This is a genomic window from Brevundimonas sp. SL161, from assembly GCF_049896985.1.
Taxonomy (GTDB): Bacteria; Pseudomonadota; Alphaproteobacteria; order Caulobacterales; family Caulobacteraceae; genus Brevundimonas.
Genome location: NZ_JAFCVJ010000026.1, coordinates 1 through 17,923 on the forward strand (window position 1 = coordinate 1; position 17,923 = coordinate 17,923).

General features: G+C 67.4%; 20 protein-coding genes. 15 read left to right on the forward strand and 5 right to left on the reverse strand.

What is annotated here, in order from left to right; genetic code table 11:
• The first annotated feature begins 223 nt into the window (after positions 1-223).
• The 4 genes from ACP7AU_RS14505 (at position 224) to ACP7AU_RS14520 (ending at position 4,119) form a co-directional block, all read left to right on the forward strand.
• Positions 224-1,141 (forward strand): DUF4232 domain-containing protein, encoded by a 918-nt coding sequence (locus ACP7AU_RS14505; RefSeq protein ID WP_426051864.1) that lies wholly within the window; start codon positions 224-226, stop codon positions 1,139-1,141.
• Between the two features lie 275 nt (positions 1,142-1,416).
• Positions 1,417-2,613 (forward strand): glycine C-acetyltransferase, encoded by a 1,197-nt coding sequence (locus ACP7AU_RS14510; protein ID WP_426051865.1) that lies wholly within the window; start codon positions 1,417-1,419, stop codon positions 2,611-2,613.
• On the forward strand, positions 2,610-3,662 hold the full coding sequence (gene tdh / locus ACP7AU_RS14515) for an L-threonine 3-dehydrogenase (protein WP_426038997.1): 1,053 nt from the start codon (positions 2,610-2,612) through the stop codon (positions 3,660-3,662). The genes ACP7AU_RS14510 and tdh overlap by 4 nt, the downstream gene beginning before the upstream one ends.
• Positions 3,663-3,741: 79 nt before the next feature.
• Positions 3,742-4,119 (forward strand): opioid growth factor receptor-related protein, encoded by a 378-nt coding sequence (locus ACP7AU_RS14520; RefSeq protein ID WP_426039117.1) that lies wholly within the window; start codon positions 3,742-3,744, stop codon positions 4,117-4,119.
• Here the strand turns inward: ACP7AU_RS14520 and ACP7AU_RS14525 are convergent.
• Positions 4,116-5,138 carry a DNA topoisomerase IB gene (locus ACP7AU_RS14525; protein WP_426051866.1) on the reverse strand — a complete coding sequence of 341 codons (1,023 nt, stop codon included), beginning with the start codon at positions 5,136-5,138 and terminating at the stop codon, positions 4,116-4,118. The genes ACP7AU_RS14520 and ACP7AU_RS14525 overlap by 4 nt on opposite strands.
• Before the next feature lie 86 nt (positions 5,139-5,224).
• Here ACP7AU_RS14525 and rlmJ point away from each other — a divergent pair, with 86 nt between their 5' ends.
• On the forward strand, positions 5,225-6,043 hold the full coding sequence (gene rlmJ / locus ACP7AU_RS14530) for a 23S rRNA (adenine(2030)-N(6))-methyltransferase RlmJ (RefSeq protein WP_426038998.1): 819 nt from the start codon (positions 5,225-5,227) through the stop codon (positions 6,041-6,043).
• 112 nt (positions 6,044-6,155) lie between these two features.
• Here the strand turns inward: rlmJ and ACP7AU_RS14535 are convergent, their stop codons facing one another.
• Positions 6,156-6,482, reverse strand: a complete 327-nt coding sequence (locus ACP7AU_RS14535; protein WP_426038999.1) for an antibiotic biosynthesis monooxygenase family protein — start codon at positions 6,480-6,482, stop codon at positions 6,156-6,158.
• A 60-nt stretch (positions 6,483-6,542) separates the two neighbouring features.
• Here ACP7AU_RS14535 and ACP7AU_RS14540 point away from each other — a divergent pair, with 60 nt between their 5' ends.
• Positions 6,543-7,271 (forward strand): glutamine amidotransferase-related protein, encoded by a 729-nt coding sequence (locus ACP7AU_RS14540; RefSeq protein WP_426051867.1) that lies wholly within the window; start codon positions 6,543-6,545, stop codon positions 7,269-7,271.
• A 10-nt stretch (positions 7,272-7,281) separates the two neighbouring features.
• Here the strand turns inward: ACP7AU_RS14540 and hemF are convergent, their stop codons facing one another.
• A complete protein-coding gene (hemF, locus tag ACP7AU_RS14545; protein ID WP_426039001.1) occupies positions 7,282-8,169 on the reverse strand; it encodes an oxygen-dependent coproporphyrinogen oxidase in 888 nt (295 codons plus the stop codon).
• Between the two features lie 102 nt (positions 8,170-8,271).
• Between hemF and ACP7AU_RS14550 the strand changes: the two genes are divergently transcribed.
• The 3 genes from ACP7AU_RS14550 (at position 8,272) to ACP7AU_RS14560 (ending at position 11,396) form a co-directional block, all read left to right on the forward strand.
• On the forward strand, positions 8,272-8,724 hold the full coding sequence (locus ACP7AU_RS14550) for a hypothetical protein (protein ID WP_426039002.1): 453 nt from the start codon (positions 8,272-8,274) through the stop codon (positions 8,722-8,724).
• Between the two features lie 58 nt (positions 8,725-8,782).
• Positions 8,783-10,078, forward strand: coding sequence for a M20/M25/M40 family metallo-hydrolase (locus ACP7AU_RS14555; protein WP_426039003.1), 1,296 nt, complete (start codon positions 8,783-8,785; stop codon positions 10,076-10,078).
• 64 nt (positions 10,079-10,142) lie between these two features.
• Positions 10,143-11,396 (forward strand): dipeptidase, encoded by a 1,254-nt coding sequence (locus ACP7AU_RS14560; protein ID WP_426051868.1) that lies wholly within the window; start codon positions 10,143-10,145, stop codon positions 11,394-11,396.
• A gap of 4 nt (positions 11,397-11,400) precedes the next feature.
• Here the strand turns inward: ACP7AU_RS14560 and ACP7AU_RS14565 are convergent, their stop codons facing one another.
• Complete coding sequence (locus ACP7AU_RS14565; protein WP_426051869.1) at positions 11,401-11,934, reverse strand: hypothetical protein; 534 nt, start codon at positions 11,932-11,934, stop codon at positions 11,401-11,403.
• Positions 11,935-11,969: 35 nt separating this feature from the next.
• Positions 11,970-12,413 (reverse strand): tRNA (cytidine(34)-2'-O)-methyltransferase, encoded by a 444-nt coding sequence (locus ACP7AU_RS14570; RefSeq protein WP_426039006.1) that lies wholly within the window; start codon positions 12,411-12,413, stop codon positions 11,970-11,972.
• 197 nt (positions 12,414-12,610) lie between these two features.
• Here ACP7AU_RS14570 and petA point away from each other — a divergent pair, with 197 nt between their 5' ends.
• The 6 genes from petA (at position 12,611) to ACP7AU_RS14600 (ending at position 17,839) form a co-directional block, all read left to right on the forward strand.
• Positions 12,611-13,156, forward strand: coding sequence for a ubiquinol-cytochrome c reductase iron-sulfur subunit (petA, locus tag ACP7AU_RS14575; protein WP_303696942.1), 546 nt, complete (start codon positions 12,611-12,613; stop codon positions 13,154-13,156).
• 11 nt (positions 13,157-13,167) lie between these two features.
• Positions 13,168-14,496 carry a cytochrome b gene (locus ACP7AU_RS14580; protein ID WP_426039007.1) on the forward strand — a complete coding sequence of 443 codons (1,329 nt, stop codon included), beginning with the start codon at positions 13,168-13,170 and terminating at the stop codon, positions 14,494-14,496.
• Between the two features lie 5 nt (positions 14,497-14,501).
• A complete protein-coding gene (locus ACP7AU_RS14585) occupies positions 14,502-15,374 on the forward strand; it encodes a cytochrome c1 (RefSeq protein ID WP_426051870.1) in 873 nt (290 codons plus the stop codon).
• 121 nt (positions 15,375-15,495) lie between these two features.
• Positions 15,496-15,708 (forward strand): hypothetical protein, encoded by a 213-nt coding sequence (locus ACP7AU_RS14590; protein WP_426051871.1) that lies wholly within the window; start codon positions 15,496-15,498, stop codon positions 15,706-15,708.
• Complete coding sequence (locus ACP7AU_RS14595) at positions 15,705-16,103, forward strand: hypothetical protein (protein ID WP_426051872.1); 399 nt, start codon at positions 15,705-15,707, stop codon at positions 16,101-16,103. Before ACP7AU_RS14590 ends, ACP7AU_RS14595 begins: the two co-directional genes overlap by 4 nt.
• Before the next feature lie 92 nt (positions 16,104-16,195).
• The gene (locus tag ACP7AU_RS14600; protein WP_426051873.1) at positions 16,196-17,839 is read left to right on the forward strand and encodes a M28 family metallopeptidase; all 1,644 of its coding nucleotides are present in this window, start codon (positions 16,196-16,198) and stop codon (positions 17,837-17,839) included.
• Positions 17,840-17,923: the final 84 nt, after the last annotated feature.

Here is a 17,923-nt window from a genome sequence, read left to right on the forward strand (position 1 = left end):
CCACCAGGCGTCCGGCGTCTCGCGCGCCGCGAGCCGCGCGGCCTCGTAGGCGGCGGCGTCCATATGGGCGCGTTCGGCCCATTCGACGGGAACGGGATACAGGTCGGGGTCGGTCATGGGGGCTCCTGCCCGGGACACTAACGGCGTCGAGCGCGTCACGCCAAGGCGGCGGGAGCTATTCACAGCAAACGGCGTTAACCTTGAGCATTGATCGGGGATCGTCATGAGCCTGCACCGCCTTCTCGTCGCCGCCGTCATCGGCGCGATGTCCGTTTCCGCCTGCACGCGCGAGGGCGAGACGCCGCCCGAGGTCATCAACCAGACGCCGCCCGTCGCCCCGCCCGCTCCGACCACGCCGGCCATAGGATACGCCTGCGAGAGCGGACAGACGGTGTCGGTCCAGTATCTGGACACGGCCACGGCGAGCATCGCCTACAAGGGGCAGACCTATGCGCTGCGCCTCGTGCCGTCGGGGAGCGGCGCCCGCTATTCCGGCTCCGGCCTGGAATGGTGGATCGCCACCCGCGAAGGCTCGGAGAGCGCGACCCTGAGCCGTCTTGGCCCCAACGAGGATGTCGGCGTGGCCGTGCTGGAGCGGTGCAGCCGTCCCTCGGCCAATCCGGCCCTGCCGGTTCCCGGCGCGCCGATCATGCCTCAGCCCGCGCCGGGCGGCGTTCTGCCCGCCTCGATGCCCTGCCGCGCGGCCCAGTTGCGTCTGAACAGCGAAACGGCCGACGCGGGCGCCGGCAACCGGGTCAACGTCTTCGGCGTCACCAATGCCGGGACCGCGCCGTGCAGCATCTCGGGCTACCCGGCGGTCAGCCTGCTGGACCCGCAGGGACGCGTCCTCACCACTGTGCGCTCGGACCAGAACCCGCAGACGGCGACGCCGGTGAACCTTGCCGTCGGCGGCAAGGCTTTCTTCGATATCGCCTGGAACGTCGTGCCCAACGAGGGCAATGGCGAACGCGTCTGTCCGTCGGCGGCGCGGGTGCGGGTGCTGATCCCGGGCGATGCGGCCGCCCTGGCGATTCCGCTGGCCTTCACCCCCTGCGGCGGACGCATTCGGGTGAATCCCTTCCGTGCGGACGTCGAGCCCGGTCCGGCGCCCGAGCCCGTGCGAGCGGCTTCGGTGACCTGATACCCATCAACGCACACCCCGATTTTCCGTGCGAAATCAGCGCGCCGCCTGTCCCTGAAGGTTTATGTCAACCGCCCTGAAAAGCGGGCGCATAATACATTCGTCTGCAATCGCGCCATCGTCATCTGCGACCTTCCGGACGATCCGAACGCTTTGGACGCTTTGGACGCTTTGGACGCTTCGGACTGTGTTTTGGAGTCCGGATCGGGTCCCCCTGTGGAGCCATGAGGGTCGCAGTGCTGGAATCCAATCGCGAAAGGGCGTAGCCACCCGCCATGCAAACCACAGGCTTTCACGACCGCGTCGCGGCCGAGCTTTCCGACATCGACGCCCAGGGGCTGACCAAGCCCGAGCGGGTGATCGAATCGCGCCAGGGACCGGTGATCCAGGTCGCGGGCCGCAAGGTCCTCAACTTCTGCGCCAACAACTACCTCGGTCTCGGCGGCGACGACCGGGTCGTCGCGGCCGCCAATGCGGCGTCCGAATCGCGCGGCGCGGGCACGGCCTCGGTGCGGTTCATCTGCGGCACGCTCGATATCCACAAACAGCTGGAACGGGCCATCGCAGACTATCTCGGCTTTGAGGACTCGATCCTTTTCGCCGCCGCCTTTGACGCCAATGGCGGCCTGTTCGAGCCCCTGTTCGGGGCCGAGGACGCCATCGTCTCGGACGCCCTGAACCATGCCTCGATCATCGACGGGGTGCGGCTGTGCAAGGCCAGACGCTACCGGTTCGCGACCTCCGACATGGCCGATCTGGAGGCCCAGCTGAAACAGGCGCGGGCCGACGGCGTGCGCGACATCATCATCGCCACCGACGGCGCCTTCTCTATGGACGGCTATATCGCAAAGCTGGACCAGATCCGGGCGCTGGCCGACCAGTATGGCGCTCTGATCATGGTCGACGACTGCCACGCGACCGGCTTCCTGGGTCCTCAGGGGCGGGGATCCTACGCCCACCACGGGGTCAAGGTCGACTTCGTCACCGGCACCTTCGGCAAGGCTCTGGGGGGAGCGATGGGCGGCTTCATCTGCGCCACCTCGGCTGTGGTCCAGCTGCTGAAGCAGCGGGCCCGGCCGTATCTGTTCTCCAACGCCCTGGCGCCCTCGATCTGCGGCGCGTCGCTGGAAGCGATCCGCATCGCTCAGGGGGAAGAGGGCGACAAACTGCGCGCTCAACTGACCGCCAACGCCGCCCGCTTCCGGGGCGCGATGGCCGAGGCCGGCTTCGACCTTCTGCCCGGCGAGCATCCGATCGTTCCGGTCATGCTGGGCGACGCCAAACTGGCCCAGACGATGGCGGCGCGAATGCTGGAGCTCGGCGTCTATGTCATCGGCTTCTCGTTCCCGGTGGTGCCCCGCGGCGCGGCGCGCATCCGGACGCAGATGTCGGCGGCGCACACCTTCGAACATATCGATCAAGCGGTCGCGGCGTTCACGACGGCCGGCAAGGAATTGGGAGTGATCAAATGACGGATACCATGAAGGCCCTGGCCAAGATGCGGCCCGAGGTCGGCCTTGAGCTGATCGATGCGCCTATCCCTGTGGCGGGACCCGAGGATGTGCTGATCCGCGTGCACCGCACGGCCGTCTGCGGCACCGACATCCACATCTGGAACTGGGACGAGTGGTCCCAGAAGAACGTGCCGACGCCGATGATCACCGGCCATGAGTTCTCCGGCGAGATCGTCGCCATCGGCTCCGACGTGAACCGGCCACTGAAGATCGGCCAGCGCGTCTCGGCCGAGGGGCACGTCATCGACCTCAACTCGGAGGCGGCGCGGGCCGGCCACTTCCACCTGGATCCGCACACGCGCGGCATCGGCGTGAACCGCCAGGGCGCCTTCGCCGAGTTCGTTGTGGCCCCGGCCTTCAATGTGATCGAGCTGCCTGACGAGGTGTCCTATGAGGTCGCCGCCATGCTGGACCCGTTCGGCAACGCCGTGCACACAGCCCAGCAGTTCGACCTTCTCGGCGAGGACGTGCTGGTCACCGGCGCGGGGCCGATCGGGATGATGGCGGCAGCGGTGGCGCGACACGCCGGCGCGCGGACCGTGGTCCTGACCGATATCAACGACTTCCGGCTGGAGCTGGCCCAGAAGGTCGCGCCGGGCGTGCGGACGGTGAACACCACCAAGGAGGATTTGCGCGACGTCATGAAGGAGCTCGGCCTGAAGGTCGGCTTCGACGTAGCGCTGGAGATGTCGGGCAGCCCGATCGCCTTCAAACAGTGTGTCGACACACTGATCATGGGCGGCGGCATGGCCCTGCTGGGCATTCCGTCAAAGCCGATGGAGACCGACTGGGGCGCCATCATCCTGAAGGCTCTGACGATCAAGGGCGTCTACGGGCGCGAGATGTTCACGACCTGGCGCAAGATGTTGGGCCTGCTGAAGGCCGGCCTCGACCTCGAACCCCTGATCACCCACCGGCTGTCCTATGCCGACTACCGCGAAGGCTTCGACGCGATGAGGTCGGGCCAGTCGGGCAAGGTCATCCTCGATTGGGACAAGGCTGCATGAGGGGTGCGGCCTGACCCCGATCGTCGCCTTCCTGACGGGCGAGGGAACCGACGGCGCGGGGCGGGATGTCTTCGAGGTCATCAGCTTCGACGACGCCGCGGTCGAGCAGGTGCATGACTTCGTCCAGTGGCTGTTCCCCTTGCGGGAGCGGTCTGGCGCCCAGCCCAACGCACCCATGCTCACGGACGAGGACATCGAGGCGATCCGCGAGTCCATCTCGGCCCAGGCCGCGCTGGCCGCAGCGACGGACCGGCTGGCGATATTCTACTATCGCAACGGGCACTGGCTGACCGCCAGCGACCACAACCATTTGCGGATCACCCGGATCATCAAATCGCTGAGGCTGCTGCGCGGTGACGAGCTTGCGGACGCCTTCCGCACGCTGATCCTGGCGCGGGTGGCGGAAGCGGGGTTTCCGGTCGCCCAGCCGACGCTCGGGTTCTGGGCCCGGGCCTAGGCCTTCAGCGCCTTGATCAGGGCGGCCTCGAAACCCTTGGTCTCAGAGCCCGGGAGGACGTCGGCGATGCGGCCGCTCTCGTAAAGCCCGAACACCGCCGGGTGGACGTAGGAACTGCGACAGACCGTCGGGGTGTTGCCCAGCAAGCCGGCCACCGCCTTCACGCAGACCGTGATCTTCCGCTTCGCGTCGGTGGGCGAGGTCGGCGCCTCCAGGTCGCGCAGAACTCGGGCGGCGGAGACGGTGCCGGCCCAGGTGCGGAAGTCCTTGGCCGAGACCTGCTCGCCCATGGCGTCACGGATGTAGCCGTTCACGTCGTCGGAGGTGATCGGACAGAGGTCGCCTTCGGCGGTCCTGTACTTGAACAACTGCTGGCCCGGCAGGTCACGCAGGGACCGGACCACGGCGGCCAGGCGCCGGTCGCGGACGCTGACCTTGTGATCCACGCCGCTCTTGCCCCGGAAGGCAAAGCTGAGAGCGGCGCCGTCCATCTCCAGATGACGCTTGTTCAACGTGGTCAGGCCGTAGCTGCGGTTGGTGCGTGCGTATTCCTTGTTGCCGACGCGGATCAAGGTGATCTCCAGCAGGCGGACTGCGGTGGCCAGAACCTTTTCGCGACGGGCGCCACGCGCGCCGAGGTCGTGCTCGACGCGAGCGCGCAGTTTCGGCAGGGCGCGGGCGAAGGCGGGCAGCTTGTCGAACTTGTTCCCGGAGCGGTGGGTGATCCAGTCGTCATGGTAGCGATACTGTTTGCGGTCCTTCACATCGCGACCGGTGGCCTGGATGTGGCCTGTGGCGCGCGGGCAGATCCAGACGTCGGTCCAGGCCGGCGGGATGGCCAGCATACGGATACGGTTCAGCACCCTGGCGTCCCTGATCGCCTTGCCGTCGGCGTCGCGGATGGAGAAACCGGCGCCCGATTTCACTCGGGTCAGGCCCGGATGCGTGTCGCTGCAGTAGGTCAGTCCCTCGGGGACTTCGCGCTCGGCGATAAAGGTGTGGCCGCCGTCAGGCATCATTCGGGCTCCGGATCAGGAACGGCGAACGTCGCCTGTGACCGTCCGGTTCCTCTTGACCCGGAGCGGTGTGAAGGAGACGGAAAGGCATGAACTATCGCCACAGCTTCCACGCAGGGAACTTCGCCGACCTGTTCAAGCACGCCCTCGTCTTGTGGCTGCTGAAGACGCGGCAGGCGACGGGGCCGGTGGTCGTGCTGGACACCCATGCCGGGGCGGGGCTCTATGATCTCACGGGCGACGCGACCCGGTCACGCGAGGCCGAGGCCGGGGTCGAGCGACTGATGGCGGCGGCGGACCGACCCCCGTTGATCGAGGCGCTGGTGGCGGAGATCGCGGCGCTGAACCCCGGCGGTGGGGTGCGCTTCTATCCCGGGTCGCCGGTGCTGGTGGCGCGAAGCCTGAACCCGGCCGACGCCTATGTCGGGTTCGAACTGCACGAGGCGGTGGCCGGGGTGCTCCGCGAGAGCCTCTCCGGTTTCCCGAACGCGCGGGGCGAGATCGGGGACGGCTATGATCTGGTCTTGGCCGAGGCGCGGCAGGCGGGCGGATCGCTGGTGCTGATCGACCCGCCGTTCGAGCGGCCGGACGACTACCTGCGCGCGGCGGATACGGCGGCGGCGATCGTGAAGGCGGACCCGACGGCCATGGTGGCGATCTGGACGCCACTAAAGGATATGGAGACCTTCGACGGTTTCCTGAGGCGGCTGGCGTCGGGGACAGATGCGTCGACCCTGGTGGCCGAGGCGCGGCTGAGGCCGCTGATCAACCCGATGAAGATGAACGGCTGCGCCATGGTGGTGGTCAATCCGCCGGAGGGTGCGGATGTGGCGGCGGCGGAGATCTGCGGCTGGGTGGCCGGGGCGCTGGGCAATGCGGGGGCGAAGGCGGAGGTCTGGCGAGCCTGACCGGACTCCAAAACTCCGTCCGAAGCGTCCGGAACGTCGAGGCCAGATGGCAATGTCAAAGACCGACAGCCGTGGCGGGTCTCATGCCGCTGCGTCAGATGCGGACGCAGCCCTATTCGATGACTTCGCCGGCCTCGTAGAGGTTCGGCTCGAACGTGGCGATGGCCATGATGGGCAGCATGGCGACGGAGACGGCGGCGGTGCGCGTCATCGCCTTCCAGTCCTCGACCGAGCGCCAGACGGCCTGATTGACGACAGTCTTGCCGTTCAGGCCGCGATGCAGGGTCGCCGAGACGAAGCCGGGCAGGCCGACCTGGGCCCGCGTCAATTCGGCCAGCATCTCTAGCAGATCGTCCTGTCGATCAGGCTGGACCTTGAACACGTTGATCAGCACGACCGGGACGGTATCGGCGTCGGAGTGCGCGGCGGCATCGGTCATAGGCTGCGCTGTAGCGCCTTTGCCCTTGTCCCGCCATGGCAGAGCAGTCCCTATGGGGTCATGAAACCCATCGCGATCCTGGAAACCGGCAAGCCTCCCGAGGCGCTGAAGGATGTGTTCGACGACTACCCGGCGCGGTTCCAGGCCCTGCTGGGCGAGGGTGTGGCGACCGTGCGGTTCGACGTCCAGGCGGGGCGGTTGCCTGGAGACCCGGGCGAGTTTCAGGGTGCGATCGTCACCGGATCGGCGGCGGGGGTCTATGACGACCTGCCGTGGATCGCGCCCCTGGTCGACTGGCTGCGTGCGGCGCGGGGTCGGACGCGGCTGGTCGGCATCTGCTTCGGGCATCAGGTCATGGCCCACGCCTTCGGCGGTCGGGTCGAGAAATCGGACAAGGGCTGGGGCGTCGGCCTGCATCGCTATGCGGTGGTGGGCGAGGAGCCGTGGATGTTTCCGCGTGCGGCCTCCATCGCCATCCCGGTGTCGCACCAGGACCAGGTGCTGGTGCCGCCCGCCGACGCGCGGGTGATCGCGGCGAGCGAGTTCACGCCGTTCGCAGGACTGGCCTGGGATGACGCCATGTCGTTCCAGTGTCATCCCGAGTTCCAGCCGGACTACGCCGCCGCCCTGGTCGAAAGCCGGCGCGGCCATCGCATCGCGGACGCCCTGGCGGACAAGGCCCTGGCTAGTCTGGCGAAGACCAACGACCGGGCGGTGCTGACGGCCTGGATCCGCGCCTTCCTGATGTTGACCCCGCCGCCGGTCGAGGGCGAGGGCAGCGGAATTTAGCGCTCGCCCGTCAAGGCCATTTCACCACCGGCGGCATCGAGCTGAGGATCGACTCGACGTTGCCGCCGGTCTTGAGGCCGAACATCGTGCCGCGGTCGTAAAGCAGGTTGAACTCGACGTAGCGGCCGCGACGGACCAGCTGTTCCTCGCGCTCCCCGGACGTCCAGGCCTCCGCCATGCGACGCTCGACGATGGCGGCGTAGGTCTCCAGGAACGCCTCACCAACATCGCGGGTGAAGGCGAAGTCCTTCGCGTAGTCGCCCGAGTCATGGTGGTCGTAGAAGATGCCGCCCGTGCCGCGCGGCTCGTTCCGGTGCGGAAGGAAGAAATAGTCGTCGCACCAGGCCTTGAACTTCCCATGCCAGGTCGGGTCGTGGGCATCGCAGGCCGCCTTCATCGCGGCGTGGAAGGCGACCGTGTCTGGCGCGTCCTGGCGACGATCCACGTCGAGCACGGGGGTCAGGTCGCCGCCGCCGCCGAACCAGCTTTTTGTTGTGGCGATGAAGCGGGTGTTCATGTGCACGGCGGGGATGCGCGGGCTGACGGGATGACAGATCAGGCTGATGCCGGTGGCGAAAAAGCGGGGGTCGGCATCAGCACCGGGGACGGTCTTCGCATAGTCGGCGGGGAACTCGCCGTGGACGGTGGAGACGTGGACCCCGACCTTCTCGAACAGGCGGCCGTGCATCATGCCCATGACCCCGCCGCCGCCGGCGTCCCGCGACCACGGCGTGCGCACGAACCGACCAGGATCGCCGGGGAAGAGGTCGGCGGGGGCCGCCTCTTCCAGCGCCTCGAACCCGGCGTGAATGCGGTCGCGCAGGGCCTCGAACCAGGCGCGGGTTTCGACCTTCTTGAGGTCCAGCGGATCGGTGTCGGGGAGGGGGAACTGGCTCATGAGCGGCGTTCAATCACGTCTCGCGCGCGAGGTCACGTGGGCCGGGAATGAACCGCGCAGGTCCGCAGCCGTTTGGACGATGGGCTGTTTGGAGAATTTTTAATGCGATCCCTGTTGATCCCGACCCTGACGATCACCCTGCTCTCGGCGGGCGCCGCCCTGGCGCAGGACGCGGGGGCCCAGGAGACGGGCGTGTTCCGGGAGACCGACGAGAGACTGTCATGCGCCGGGATCAGCGACGAGGCGGCGCAGCTCGGCCAGGCCATGGGCGACGCGACGCCGCAGGGCGGCTGGCTGAGTTCGCTCGGGGGCATCGCACGGTCGGGCGCCGCGATGCTCGTACCCGGCGGCGGCCTCGCCATCGCCGGGGTGGATGCAGTGCGTCAGCCGGCCCGCGATCGTGACGAAGCCGAACAGGTGGCTGTGCAGAGCCGCTGGTACTATCTGAACGGTCTGCATATCGGGCGCGGCTGCCGCGAGCAGGCGCAGGCTCCGGCCCGCTCACCCTCGATCCAGCCCGGCGCGCTGCCCGTTCCGGCGAGGAGTGACCGCTAGCTGCCTTTACTCGCAGGGCGGCCTCGGCCACGGTCGCCGCTTCATAGCGAGGTCGCCCATGCGTCTGATCCTGTCCGCCCTAATGGTTTTCGCCCTCGCCCCGCCCGTCATGGCGCAGACGCCCGAGGCCGAGCGGACGATCATGTCCACCGTGGTCGCCGAGCACGACCGGCACATCCATCTGCTGGAGCGGATGGTGAACGTGAACTCGGGCACGCTGAACCTGGCGGGTGTGACAGCGGTAGGCGAGATGATCCGCGCCGAACTGGATCCGCTCGGCTTCGAGGTGCGCTGGATCGATATGGCCGAGACCGGCCGCGCCGGGCATCTGATCGCGACCCATGACGGCGGCGGGCGCAACATCCTGCTGATCGGCCATCTGGACACGGTGTTCGAGCCGGAGAGTCCGTTCCAGCGCTTCGTGAGGGACGGCTCGCAGGCGACCGGTCCCGGCGTCGGCGACGACAAGGGCGGGGTGGTCGTGATCATCGCAGCCCTGCGCGCGATGCAGGCGGCGGGTACGCTGCAGGGATCGAACATCACCATCGTCCTGACCGGTGATGAAGAGCGGCCCGGTTCGCCGTTGGCGGTGGCGCGGCGGGACCTGATCGCGGCGGGTCAGGTCGCGGACTATGCGCTGGAATTCGAGGGACTGGCGATCGAGAACGGCGAGGAGTTCGGCACGATCGCCCGGCGCAGCTCGTCCAGCTGGACCCTGACCACCGGCGGCCGGACCGGCCACTCCAGCGGCGTGTTCGGCGACACTCTGGGTTATGGCGCGATCTATGAGATGGCGCGCATCCTCGACAACTTCCGGCGCGAATTGCCGGAGCCCAACCTGACCTACAATGTGGGCGTCATCGCCGGCGGGACGCCGGCGGAGATCGATGCGGCCGGCTTCCGCGTCCAGGCCTCGGGCAAGACCAATATCGTGGCGGAGACGGCGATCGCGCGCGGGGACCTGCGCACCCTGACGCCGGAACAGGACGCCCGGGTCCGCGACCGGATGGCGGGGATCGTCGATGATCACCTGGCGAAGACGACAGCCGAGCTCGTCTTCGCCGAGGACGGCTATCCGCCGATGGCGCCAACGCCGGGCAATACCGCCCTGCTGGAGCGGCTGAACGCGGTCAACCGCGACCTCGGCCTGCCCGAGATGGCGCCCTTTGACCCGGCCAAGCGCGGGGCGGCGGATTCGGGCTTCGTCGCCGCAGACGTGGATACGCTGGGCGGGCTCGGCACGGCCGGGTCGGGCGCCCATGCCGTGGGCGAGTCGATCGATCTCGACAGTCTGGTGCGCCAGTCGCAGCGCGCGGCGGTCCTGATCGGACGGCTCAGCCTGGGCGACCGATAACCGCTTTGCTTTTGGAGCCCGGCGTCTGCCTGTCTCCGCCCGTCATTGTTTTCCGGAGGTCGCCATGATCCGTTCCTGCCTGCTCGCCGCGTCCATGCTGGCGTTGGCCGTTCCCGCAGCGGCTCAGAACGGAGAGGCGCGGGTGCGCGAAATTCTGCGGACCACACCGCTGGTCGACGGCCACAACGACCTGCCCTGGGCCCTGCGTGAGACCTATGGAAACGACCCGCACGCCGTCGATCTGGCGACCAACCTCGATGCCTCGACAGCGCTCCACACCGACATCCCGCGCCTGAGGGCCGGGGGCGTCGGCGGCCAGTTCTGGTCGGTCTATGTGCCGGCGACCCTGACGCCGACCGAGGCGGCGCGCGAGACGTTCGAACAGATCGACACGGTCCGGCGCATCGTTGCCGCCCATCCCGACGTGTTCGAACTGGCGACGACCGCCGACGACGTCGAGCGCATCCATGCCGCTGGCAAGATCGCCAGCCTGATCGGTATGGAGGGCGGTTATTCGATCGACGATTCGCTGGGCCTGTTGCGCGAATTCCATCAGGCGGGCGCGCGCTACATCACCCTGACCCACTCGAAGACAACGACCTGGGCCGACAGCGCCACCGACGCGCCGAAATGGGGCGGGCTGTCGCCCTTCGGCGAAGACGTGGTGCGCGAGATGAACCGTATCGGCATGATGGTCGACCTGAGCCACGTCTCGGAGGAGACGATGATCGACGCCATGCGAGTGTCGGAGGCGCCGGTGATCTTTTCCCACTCCTCCGCGCGGGCGGTGACGGCCCATCCCCGCAATGTGCCCGACAGCGTGCTGCGCGCCATGGCGGACGACGGCGGGGTGGTGATGGTGACCTTCGTGCCCGGGTTCATCTCGGAGGCGGTCCGGAGCTGGAACGCCGACCGGGCGGCGGCGGCGGCGCGGCTGCTGACGCTCAATCCGGGAGACCCAGGAACGGTGACGGCGGGCATGGCGGCCTGGGACGCGGCCCACCCGCAACCGACAGCGGGCCTCGCCGACGTCATCGCCCACATCCAGCATGTGCGCGACGTTGCCGGTATCGATCACGTCGGCCTGGGCGGCGACTTCGACGGGGTCACCAGCCTGCCCGAAGAGGTCCAGGGCGTGGACGCCTATCCGCGCATTCTTGCAGCCCTGATGGCGGCCGGCTGGTCGGAGGGCGACCTCCGCAAACTGGCGGGAGAGAACGTGCTCCGGGTGATGCGGGCGGTCGAGACGGTGGCGTCGTCCAGGTCCGGCGAGCGGCCGAGCCTGGCGGTCATCGCGACGGCGGGCGCGCCAGAGTGATTCGCTAGAGCTTGCCGAAGGCGACGCCGCGCCAGCCCCAGCCGGCGGCCTTTGCGGCGGCTTCCAGGGGCTTCTTCATCTCACCGGTGTTGAAGTTGTAGCTGTAGATCTTGCCCCAGCTGAGGTCCTCCTCGCGGAAGGCCCAGACCGTCTCGGTGCTCATCTCCCGCGACTGACCGCGGAAACCGCTGATCCTGGCTTGGCCGCCGACGACGGAGAGGTCGCTCAGGGAAGGGACGCCCGCGCGCCATTCGACGTCGAATTCATGATCGACCGAACGGACCTGGCCCGACGTCTCGTCGAACTTCATCAGGATCTTGAAGACGCGCTTGACCCCGGCCTTGGCGAAGATCTCGTACCAGGCGGCGTCGACGATCTTCCATTCGGCGACCAGGTCGACCTTCTCCCTGGCGCCGTCGCGGACCTGCCAGGGTGCGCCGTCCCTATTGACGGCCAGCAGGGCCTCGCGGAGCTCGGCGGGACCGGCGCGAGGGCCGCTCGGCCTGGAGCCGCCGGTGAAGATGTCGAAGAGACCCATGGTCGTCGTTCCCGTTGGGCCGGGACAGTGGCACGTCAGGCGGTGGTCTGTCTCAGGGCCTCGAACAGGCCTACCCCTGCGCTGACCGACAGATTCAGCGAGCGCGCCTCGGGACGAATGGGGATGAAGATGCGGGCGTCCGCGGCCGTGTGGACGAAGTCGGGCGCGCCCGAGCTCTCGGAGCCGAACAGCAGGGTGTCGTCGGGCCGGAAGACGAAGGCGGTCAGTGGCGTGGCGCCCCGGGTGGTGAACAGGATCAGCCGCCCCGGACCGCGCGCAGCCTGGAAGGCGTCCCAGTCGGCATGGCGCGTCATGTGCGACAGGGGGCCATAGTCCAGCGCCGCGCGCTTCATGGCCCGGTCGTCGAACTGGAAGCCCGTGGGCTCGATTATGTGCAGCTCGATCCCGAAACACGCCGACAGCCTGATACAGGCGCCCACGTTCTGGGGAATGGCTGGTTGAAAAAGGGCGAGACGCATTCTAATGCCCTCCATACGCGCGGGCAGGGGTCTTGTCGCGGTCAGTACTGCGAGTGGTTCTCAAGTAACCACAGCCACTTGCGGCGACAAGCCGCAAAGCCTGACCGAGTCTAAACCCTTTCATCGCGCTAAGAACAATTCCTCGATAGCGGGCCGTCTTCCCACGGACCGCGATGCGAGTTTTACAGAGGTGAGACGTGGCCGAATCGGTCGTGACGAACGAGCATCCCGAAGGTGACGCCACCCGCCGGGACTTCATCCATATCGCGGCCGGCGCCGCAGCCGTCGGCGCGGGCGTGATGATGGTGTGGCCGCTGGTCAACTCCATGAACCCGGCCGCCGACACCCTGGCGCTTTCGACTGTCGAGTTCGACACCTCCAAGGTGGCCGAGGGGATGCAGATCGTCATCACCTGGCAGGGCAAGCCGGTGTTCGTGCGCAACCGCACCGCCGCCGAGCTGACGCGCGTGATCGCCGACAACGACGCCTCCGACCTGAAGGAACGGCAGACCGACCAGGAACGCACCAAGGTCGGCCATGAGCCGATGCTGATCGTGATCGGGTCCTGCACGCACCTGGGCTGCATCCCGACCTTCGGCTCGGGCGATTACGGCGGCTGGTTCTGCCCCTGCCACGGTTCGCATTATGACGCATCGGGTCGCATCCGTAAGGGTCCGGCGCCGAAGAACCTGGTGGTGCCCAACTACGAATTCACCGCCGGCTCCACCATTCGGATCGGCTGAGAGCGGACAAGATGAGCGGACACGAATCCACCTACGTTCCCAAGACCGGCATCGAGAAGTGGCTCGACACCCGGCTTCCGATCGTGCGCTTCGGCGCCGACTACCTGTCGCTGCCGACGCCGAAGAACCTGAACTACTGGTACACCTTCGGCGCGATCCTGACGATCTGCCTGGTCACGCAGATCGCCACCGGCATCTTCCTGGCCATGCACTACCAGCCGAACACGGCGATGGCCTTCGCCTCGGTCGAGCGGATCATGCGCGACGTCAACGGCGGCTGGCTGATCCGCTACGTCCACGCCAACGGCGCGTCGATGTTCTTCGTGGCCGTGTACATCCACATGCTTCGCGGCCTCTACTACGGCTCGTACAAGGCGCCGCGGGAGATGATCTGGATCCTCGGCTGCGTGATCTTCTTCCTGATGATCGCCACGGCCTTCCTGGGCTACGTCCTGCCGTGGGGCCAGATGTCCTACTGGGGCGCGGAGGTCATCACCAATCTGATCGGGGCCATCCCGATGATCGGCGAACCGGTCCTGATCTGGCTGCGCGGCGGCCCGGCCATCGACAATGCGACGCTGAACCGCTTCTTCTCGCTGCACTACCTGCTGCCGTTCGTGATCTTCGGCGTCGTGGTGCTGCACCTGTGGGCCCTGCACACGGCCGGCCAGAACAACCCGGTCGGGATCCTGATCCCCAAGGAGCGCGAGGCCAAGGACACGATCCCGTTCCACCCCTACTATACGGTCAAGGACGGCTTCGCCCTGCTGGTGTTCCTGATGATGTTCGCGGTGTTCGTCTTCTTCATGCCGAATGCCCTGGGCCACGCCGACAACTACATTCCGGCCAACCCGCTGCAGACGCCGGCGCACATCGTGCCCGAGTGGTACATGCTGCCGTTCTACGCGATCCTGCGGGCCATTCCTGACAAGTTCGGGGGCGTGGTCGCCATGTTCGGCTCGATCGGCGTGCTGTTCATCCTCCCGTGGCTGGACACCTCCAAGGTGCGGTCGATGCGCTATCGCCCGACGATGAAGATCTTCTTCCTGATCTTCGTGGTGGTCGGCTTGATCCTGGGCTGGTGCGGCGCCCAGCTGCCGGACGCTCAGGTGGTTCCCGGCATGCCGAGCTTCACCCTGATCGACGGCCAGCTGAACAGCTACCTGTGGCTGACCCGCCTGGCTACGCTCTACTACTTCGCCTTCTTCTTCGTCATCATGCCCTTCGTGGGCCTGAAGGAGACGCCGCTGAAGATCCCCGCGTCGATCTCCGAGCCGGTCCTGTCGGGGCCGTTCGCTATGAGCGGCGCCGTTCCCGCCGACGCCGAAAAGAAGGGCTGATCGCGATGTCCGCCAAGAAAGTCACCATGGATATTCGCAAACTGGCCCTGTCGGTCGCTGCTCTGGCGGTGGTCGGTGCGGCGTCTCCCGCTCTTGCCGAGGGCGGCGCCCATCACCCGCGTTCGGGCGGCTTCACCTTCGACGGGCCGTTCGGCACGTTCGACCAGGGGCAGCTGCAGCGCGGCTACAAGGTCTATCGCGAGGTCTGCTCGGCCTGCCACTCGATGGACCTGATGCATTTCCGCAATCTGGGTGAGAAGGGCGGTCCCTTCTATGACCCGCACGCCGAGAACCCGGCCGCCAACCGGTTCGTCCGGGCCCTGGCCGCCGAGATCGAGGTCGCGGACATCGACACCGAGACCGGCGAGGCGATGATGCGTCCCGCCACCCCGGCCGACAAATTCCCGAACCCCTATCCCAACCGCACGGCCGCGGCCGCCGCGAACGGCGGTGCGGCCCCGCCCGACCTGTCGGTCATGGCCAAGGCCCGTCACGGCGCCGCCGACTATATCTATTCGCTGCTTTCGGGCTACGCAGACCCGCCGGCCGGACTGCGGATCACGGCGACCCAGCACTACAATCCGTACATGGCGGGCGACATGACCCCGTTCTGGGACGGTGATCCGGAACAGGTCCCGGCCGGCGGCTTCATCGCCATGCCCGCGCCGCTGGCCGATGGCCAGGTTACCTTTGACGACGGCACCGAGGCGACGGTCGACCAGATGGCCAAGGACGTCGCGGCCTTCATCGCCTGGTCCTCGGACCCCAGGGCGACGGAGCGGAAACAGTCGGGCATGGGCGTCCTCGCCTTCCTCGCCATCTTCGCCGGCATCACCTACGCCAGCTATCGCCGCATCTGGAAGGGCGTCGCACACTAGCGATCCTTTCAGACCACGGTCGAAGACATCAGCCCGCCGGGTCAGCCCGGCGGGCTTTTTCGTGAGTTGACGGGACGTAAGAAAAGTGCTTTGAAATACAAAGCAGCTCGGGAAACCTCTCATGCCTATCCTCCGATCGTTCGCGGCTCCGCTCGCCGTACTCGCCCTGTCTCTCGCCGTTCCGTCGGCCGGGCTGGCGCAGCAACAGAATCCGGCAGGCAGCCAGGCCCAGCGCGACGCCATGGCGCGGCTGGCTTTCATGGACGGGGAGTGGCGCGGCACGGCGGCGATCGGTGGCGATCGGCGGCGATCGGCGGCCCCGGCGGGAGCATGACCCTGACCCAGACGGAACGGGTCGGAACCCATCTGGGCGGCTCGATCCGCGTGGTCGAGGGACGCGGGTACGCGGCCGACGGCACGACCCAGTTCAATGCCTTCGCCATCATCGGCTGGGATGAGCGGGCGCAGGCCTACACCTTCCACACCTATGCCCAGGGCTATCAGGGCGACTACCCCTTTAAGGCGACCGAAGACGGCTTCCGCTGGCAGACCCCGGCCGGACCCGGCGCGACGATCCAGTATGTCGCCACGATCAAGGATGGCCGCTGGCACGAAGTCGGCCACTACGGCCGCGAGGGCCAGGCCCCGCTGCCCTATATCGAGATGGACCTTCGCCGCATCGGCGACGGCGACTGGCCGGGCGCCGGGGCAGTTGCACCAACGGAGTAACCGTATTGCGACTTCGTTGCGGGCCGTCGTGATCGACAGCGAGGCCACCGCCTCCTAACGTCGCGGACCGATCAGTTGTCCAAGGGTTCGCCATGCGTTCGTTCACCGCCGTCGCCTCGCTTCTCGCCGGTCTGTCCCTGACCGCCGTCGCTTTCGCCCAGGAACCCCGGTTCGACGGGGCACGGTTGTCCGAACACATCCGCATCCTGTCGGCCGACGACTTCGAGGGACGCGGCATTGCCACCCCGGCGGAACAGAAGGTCATCGACTACGTCTCCGGGCAGTTCGAGGCGGCAGGTCTGCAGCCCGGCGGCGACAATGGCGGCTGGACGCAGGCCGTGGCGCTTAACCGCTTCTCCGCCTCGAACATCCAGGCCCGCCTGACCGTGGGCGACTGGACCCTGCCCCTGGCCCAGGGCGAACAGATCGTCATCTCCAGCCGGCGTCCGGGCGAGGACCATGTCATGCTGATGGACGCGCCGCTGGTCTTCGTGGGCTATGGCGTCAAGGCTCCGGAGCGGGACTGGGACGATTTCAAGGGCCAGGACATGCGGGGCAAGATCCTGGTCGTCCTCGTCAACGACGCGGACTTTGAGGAGCCGGCGCTGAACACCTTCGGCGGCCGGGCCATGACCTACTACGGGCGCTGGACCTACAAGTACGAAGAGGCGGCGCGTCAGGGGGCGGCGGGCGTCATCATCGTCCACGAGACCGATCCAGCCTCCTACGGCTGGACCACGGTGCGCAACAGCTGGACCGGGCCGAACTTCGACATCGTGCGCGAGAATGCCGACGAGCGTGTCCCGATGGAAAGCTGGATCCAGCGCGATGTCGCCGTAGAGCTGTTCCAACACGCCGGCCTCGATTTCGAGGCTCTGAAGGTGCAGGCGCGCAGCCGCGACTTCCAGCCGGTGACGCTCGAGGGCGCCGGGATGGACGTGATGTTCGACGTCGCCTCGCAGCGGATCGAGACGCACAACATCATCGGTCGCCTGGAGGGGTCGACCCATCCGGACGAGACTTTCCTCTACACCGGCCACTGGGATCACATCGGCGTGGGGACCCCTGACGCGAACGGCGATGCGATCTTCAACGGTGCGGTCGACAATGCTTCCGGCATCGCCGGGCTGATCGAACTGGCGCGCGTCTATGCGGCGGGCGAGCGGCCGGAACGGTCGATCGTCTTCATCGGCTTCACTGCCGAGGAGAGCGGTCTGCTGGGTTCGGAATACTATGCCGCCAACCCGATCTATCCGCTGGCCACGACCGTCGGCGGCGTGAACATGGACTCGGCCAACGTCTATGGTCGCACCGAGGCCTTCAACGTCGTCGGCTATGGACAGTCGAGCCTCGATGAGCAGATCACCGGCTTCGTGCAAGCCCAGGATCGTGAGGTCCGGCCGGACAGCAATCCGGCGTCCGGCGTCTATTTCCGGTCCGATCACTTCCCGCTGGCCAAGCGCGGCGTGCCAATGGCCTACGGCGCCTCGACCGGAGACTTCATCGAGGAGCCGATCGCCGAACGCCAGGCCGCGCGTCAGGCCTATGGGGCCAACCGCTATCACCAGGCCGATGACGAGTGGTCCGCCGACTGGGACTATTCCGGCCAGATCCAGGATCTTCAGGTCTACTGGTCGCTGGGGCAGGCGTTGGCCAACAGCCGCGACTGGCCGCAGTGGAAGGAAGGCTCGGAGTTCGGACCCGCACGGGCGGCGACGGCCGACGAGCGGCGCTAAGACCTGTCTCCTCCCCGTGCGCTCTGGCGCATGGGGAGGTGGCCCGGAGCGGAGCGGAGGGACGGAGGGGTTCTGTCTGAGCGC

Coding starts and splice junctions, on each gene's coding strand:
- ACP7AU_RS14505 (WP_426051864.1), top strand. CDS start 224: ATGAGCCTGCACCGCCTTCTCGTCGCCGCCGTCATCGGCGCGATGTCC.
- ACP7AU_RS14510 (WP_426051865.1), top strand. CDS start 1,417: ATGCAAACCACAGGCTTTCACGACCGCGTCGCGGCCGAGCTTTCCGAC.
- tdh (WP_426038997.1), top strand. CDS start 2,610: ATGACGGATACCATGAAGGCCCTGGCCAAGATGCGGCCCGAGGTCGGC.
- ACP7AU_RS14525 (WP_426051866.1), bottom strand. CDS start 5,138: ATGATGCCTGACGGCGGCCACACCTTTATCGCCGAGCGCGAAGTCCCC.
- rlmJ (WP_426038998.1), top strand. CDS start 5,225: ATGAACTATCGCCACAGCTTCCACGCAGGGAACTTCGCCGACCTGTTC.
- ACP7AU_RS14535 (WP_426038999.1), bottom strand. CDS start 6,482: ATGACCGATGCCGCCGCGCACTCCGACGCCGATACCGTCCCGGTCGTG.
- ACP7AU_RS14540 (WP_426051867.1), top strand. CDS start 6,543: ATGAAACCCATCGCGATCCTGGAAACCGGCAAGCCTCCCGAGGCGCTG.
- hemF (WP_426039001.1), bottom strand. CDS start 8,169: ATGAGCCAGTTCCCCCTCCCCGACACCGATCCGCTGGACCTCAAGAAG.
- ACP7AU_RS14550 (WP_426039002.1), top strand. CDS start 8,272: ATGCGATCCCTGTTGATCCCGACCCTGACGATCACCCTGCTCTCGGCG.
- ACP7AU_RS14555 (WP_426039003.1), top strand. CDS start 8,783: ATGCGTCTGATCCTGTCCGCCCTAATGGTTTTCGCCCTCGCCCCGCCC.
- ACP7AU_RS14560 (WP_426051868.1), top strand. CDS start 10,143: ATGATCCGTTCCTGCCTGCTCGCCGCGTCCATGCTGGCGTTGGCCGTT.
- ACP7AU_RS14565 (WP_426051869.1), bottom strand. CDS start 11,934: ATGGGTCTCTTCGACATCTTCACCGGCGGCTCCAGGCCGAGCGGCCCT.
- ACP7AU_RS14570 (WP_426039006.1), bottom strand. CDS start 12,413: ATGCGTCTCGCCCTTTTTCAACCAGCCATTCCCCAGAACGTGGGCGCC.
- ACP7AU_RS14580 (WP_426039007.1), top strand. CDS start 13,168: ATGAGCGGACACGAATCCACCTACGTTCCCAAGACCGGCATCGAGAAG.
- ACP7AU_RS14585 (WP_426051870.1), top strand. CDS start 14,502: ATGTCCGCCAAGAAAGTCACCATGGATATTCGCAAACTGGCCCTGTCG.
- ACP7AU_RS14590 (WP_426051871.1), top strand. CDS start 15,496: ATGCCTATCCTCCGATCGTTCGCGGCTCCGCTCGCCGTACTCGCCCTG.
- ACP7AU_RS14595 (WP_426051872.1), top strand. CDS start 15,705: ATGACCCTGACCCAGACGGAACGGGTCGGAACCCATCTGGGCGGCTCG.
- ACP7AU_RS14600 (WP_426051873.1), top strand. CDS start 16,196: ATGCGTTCGTTCACCGCCGTCGCCTCGCTTCTCGCCGGTCTGTCCCTG.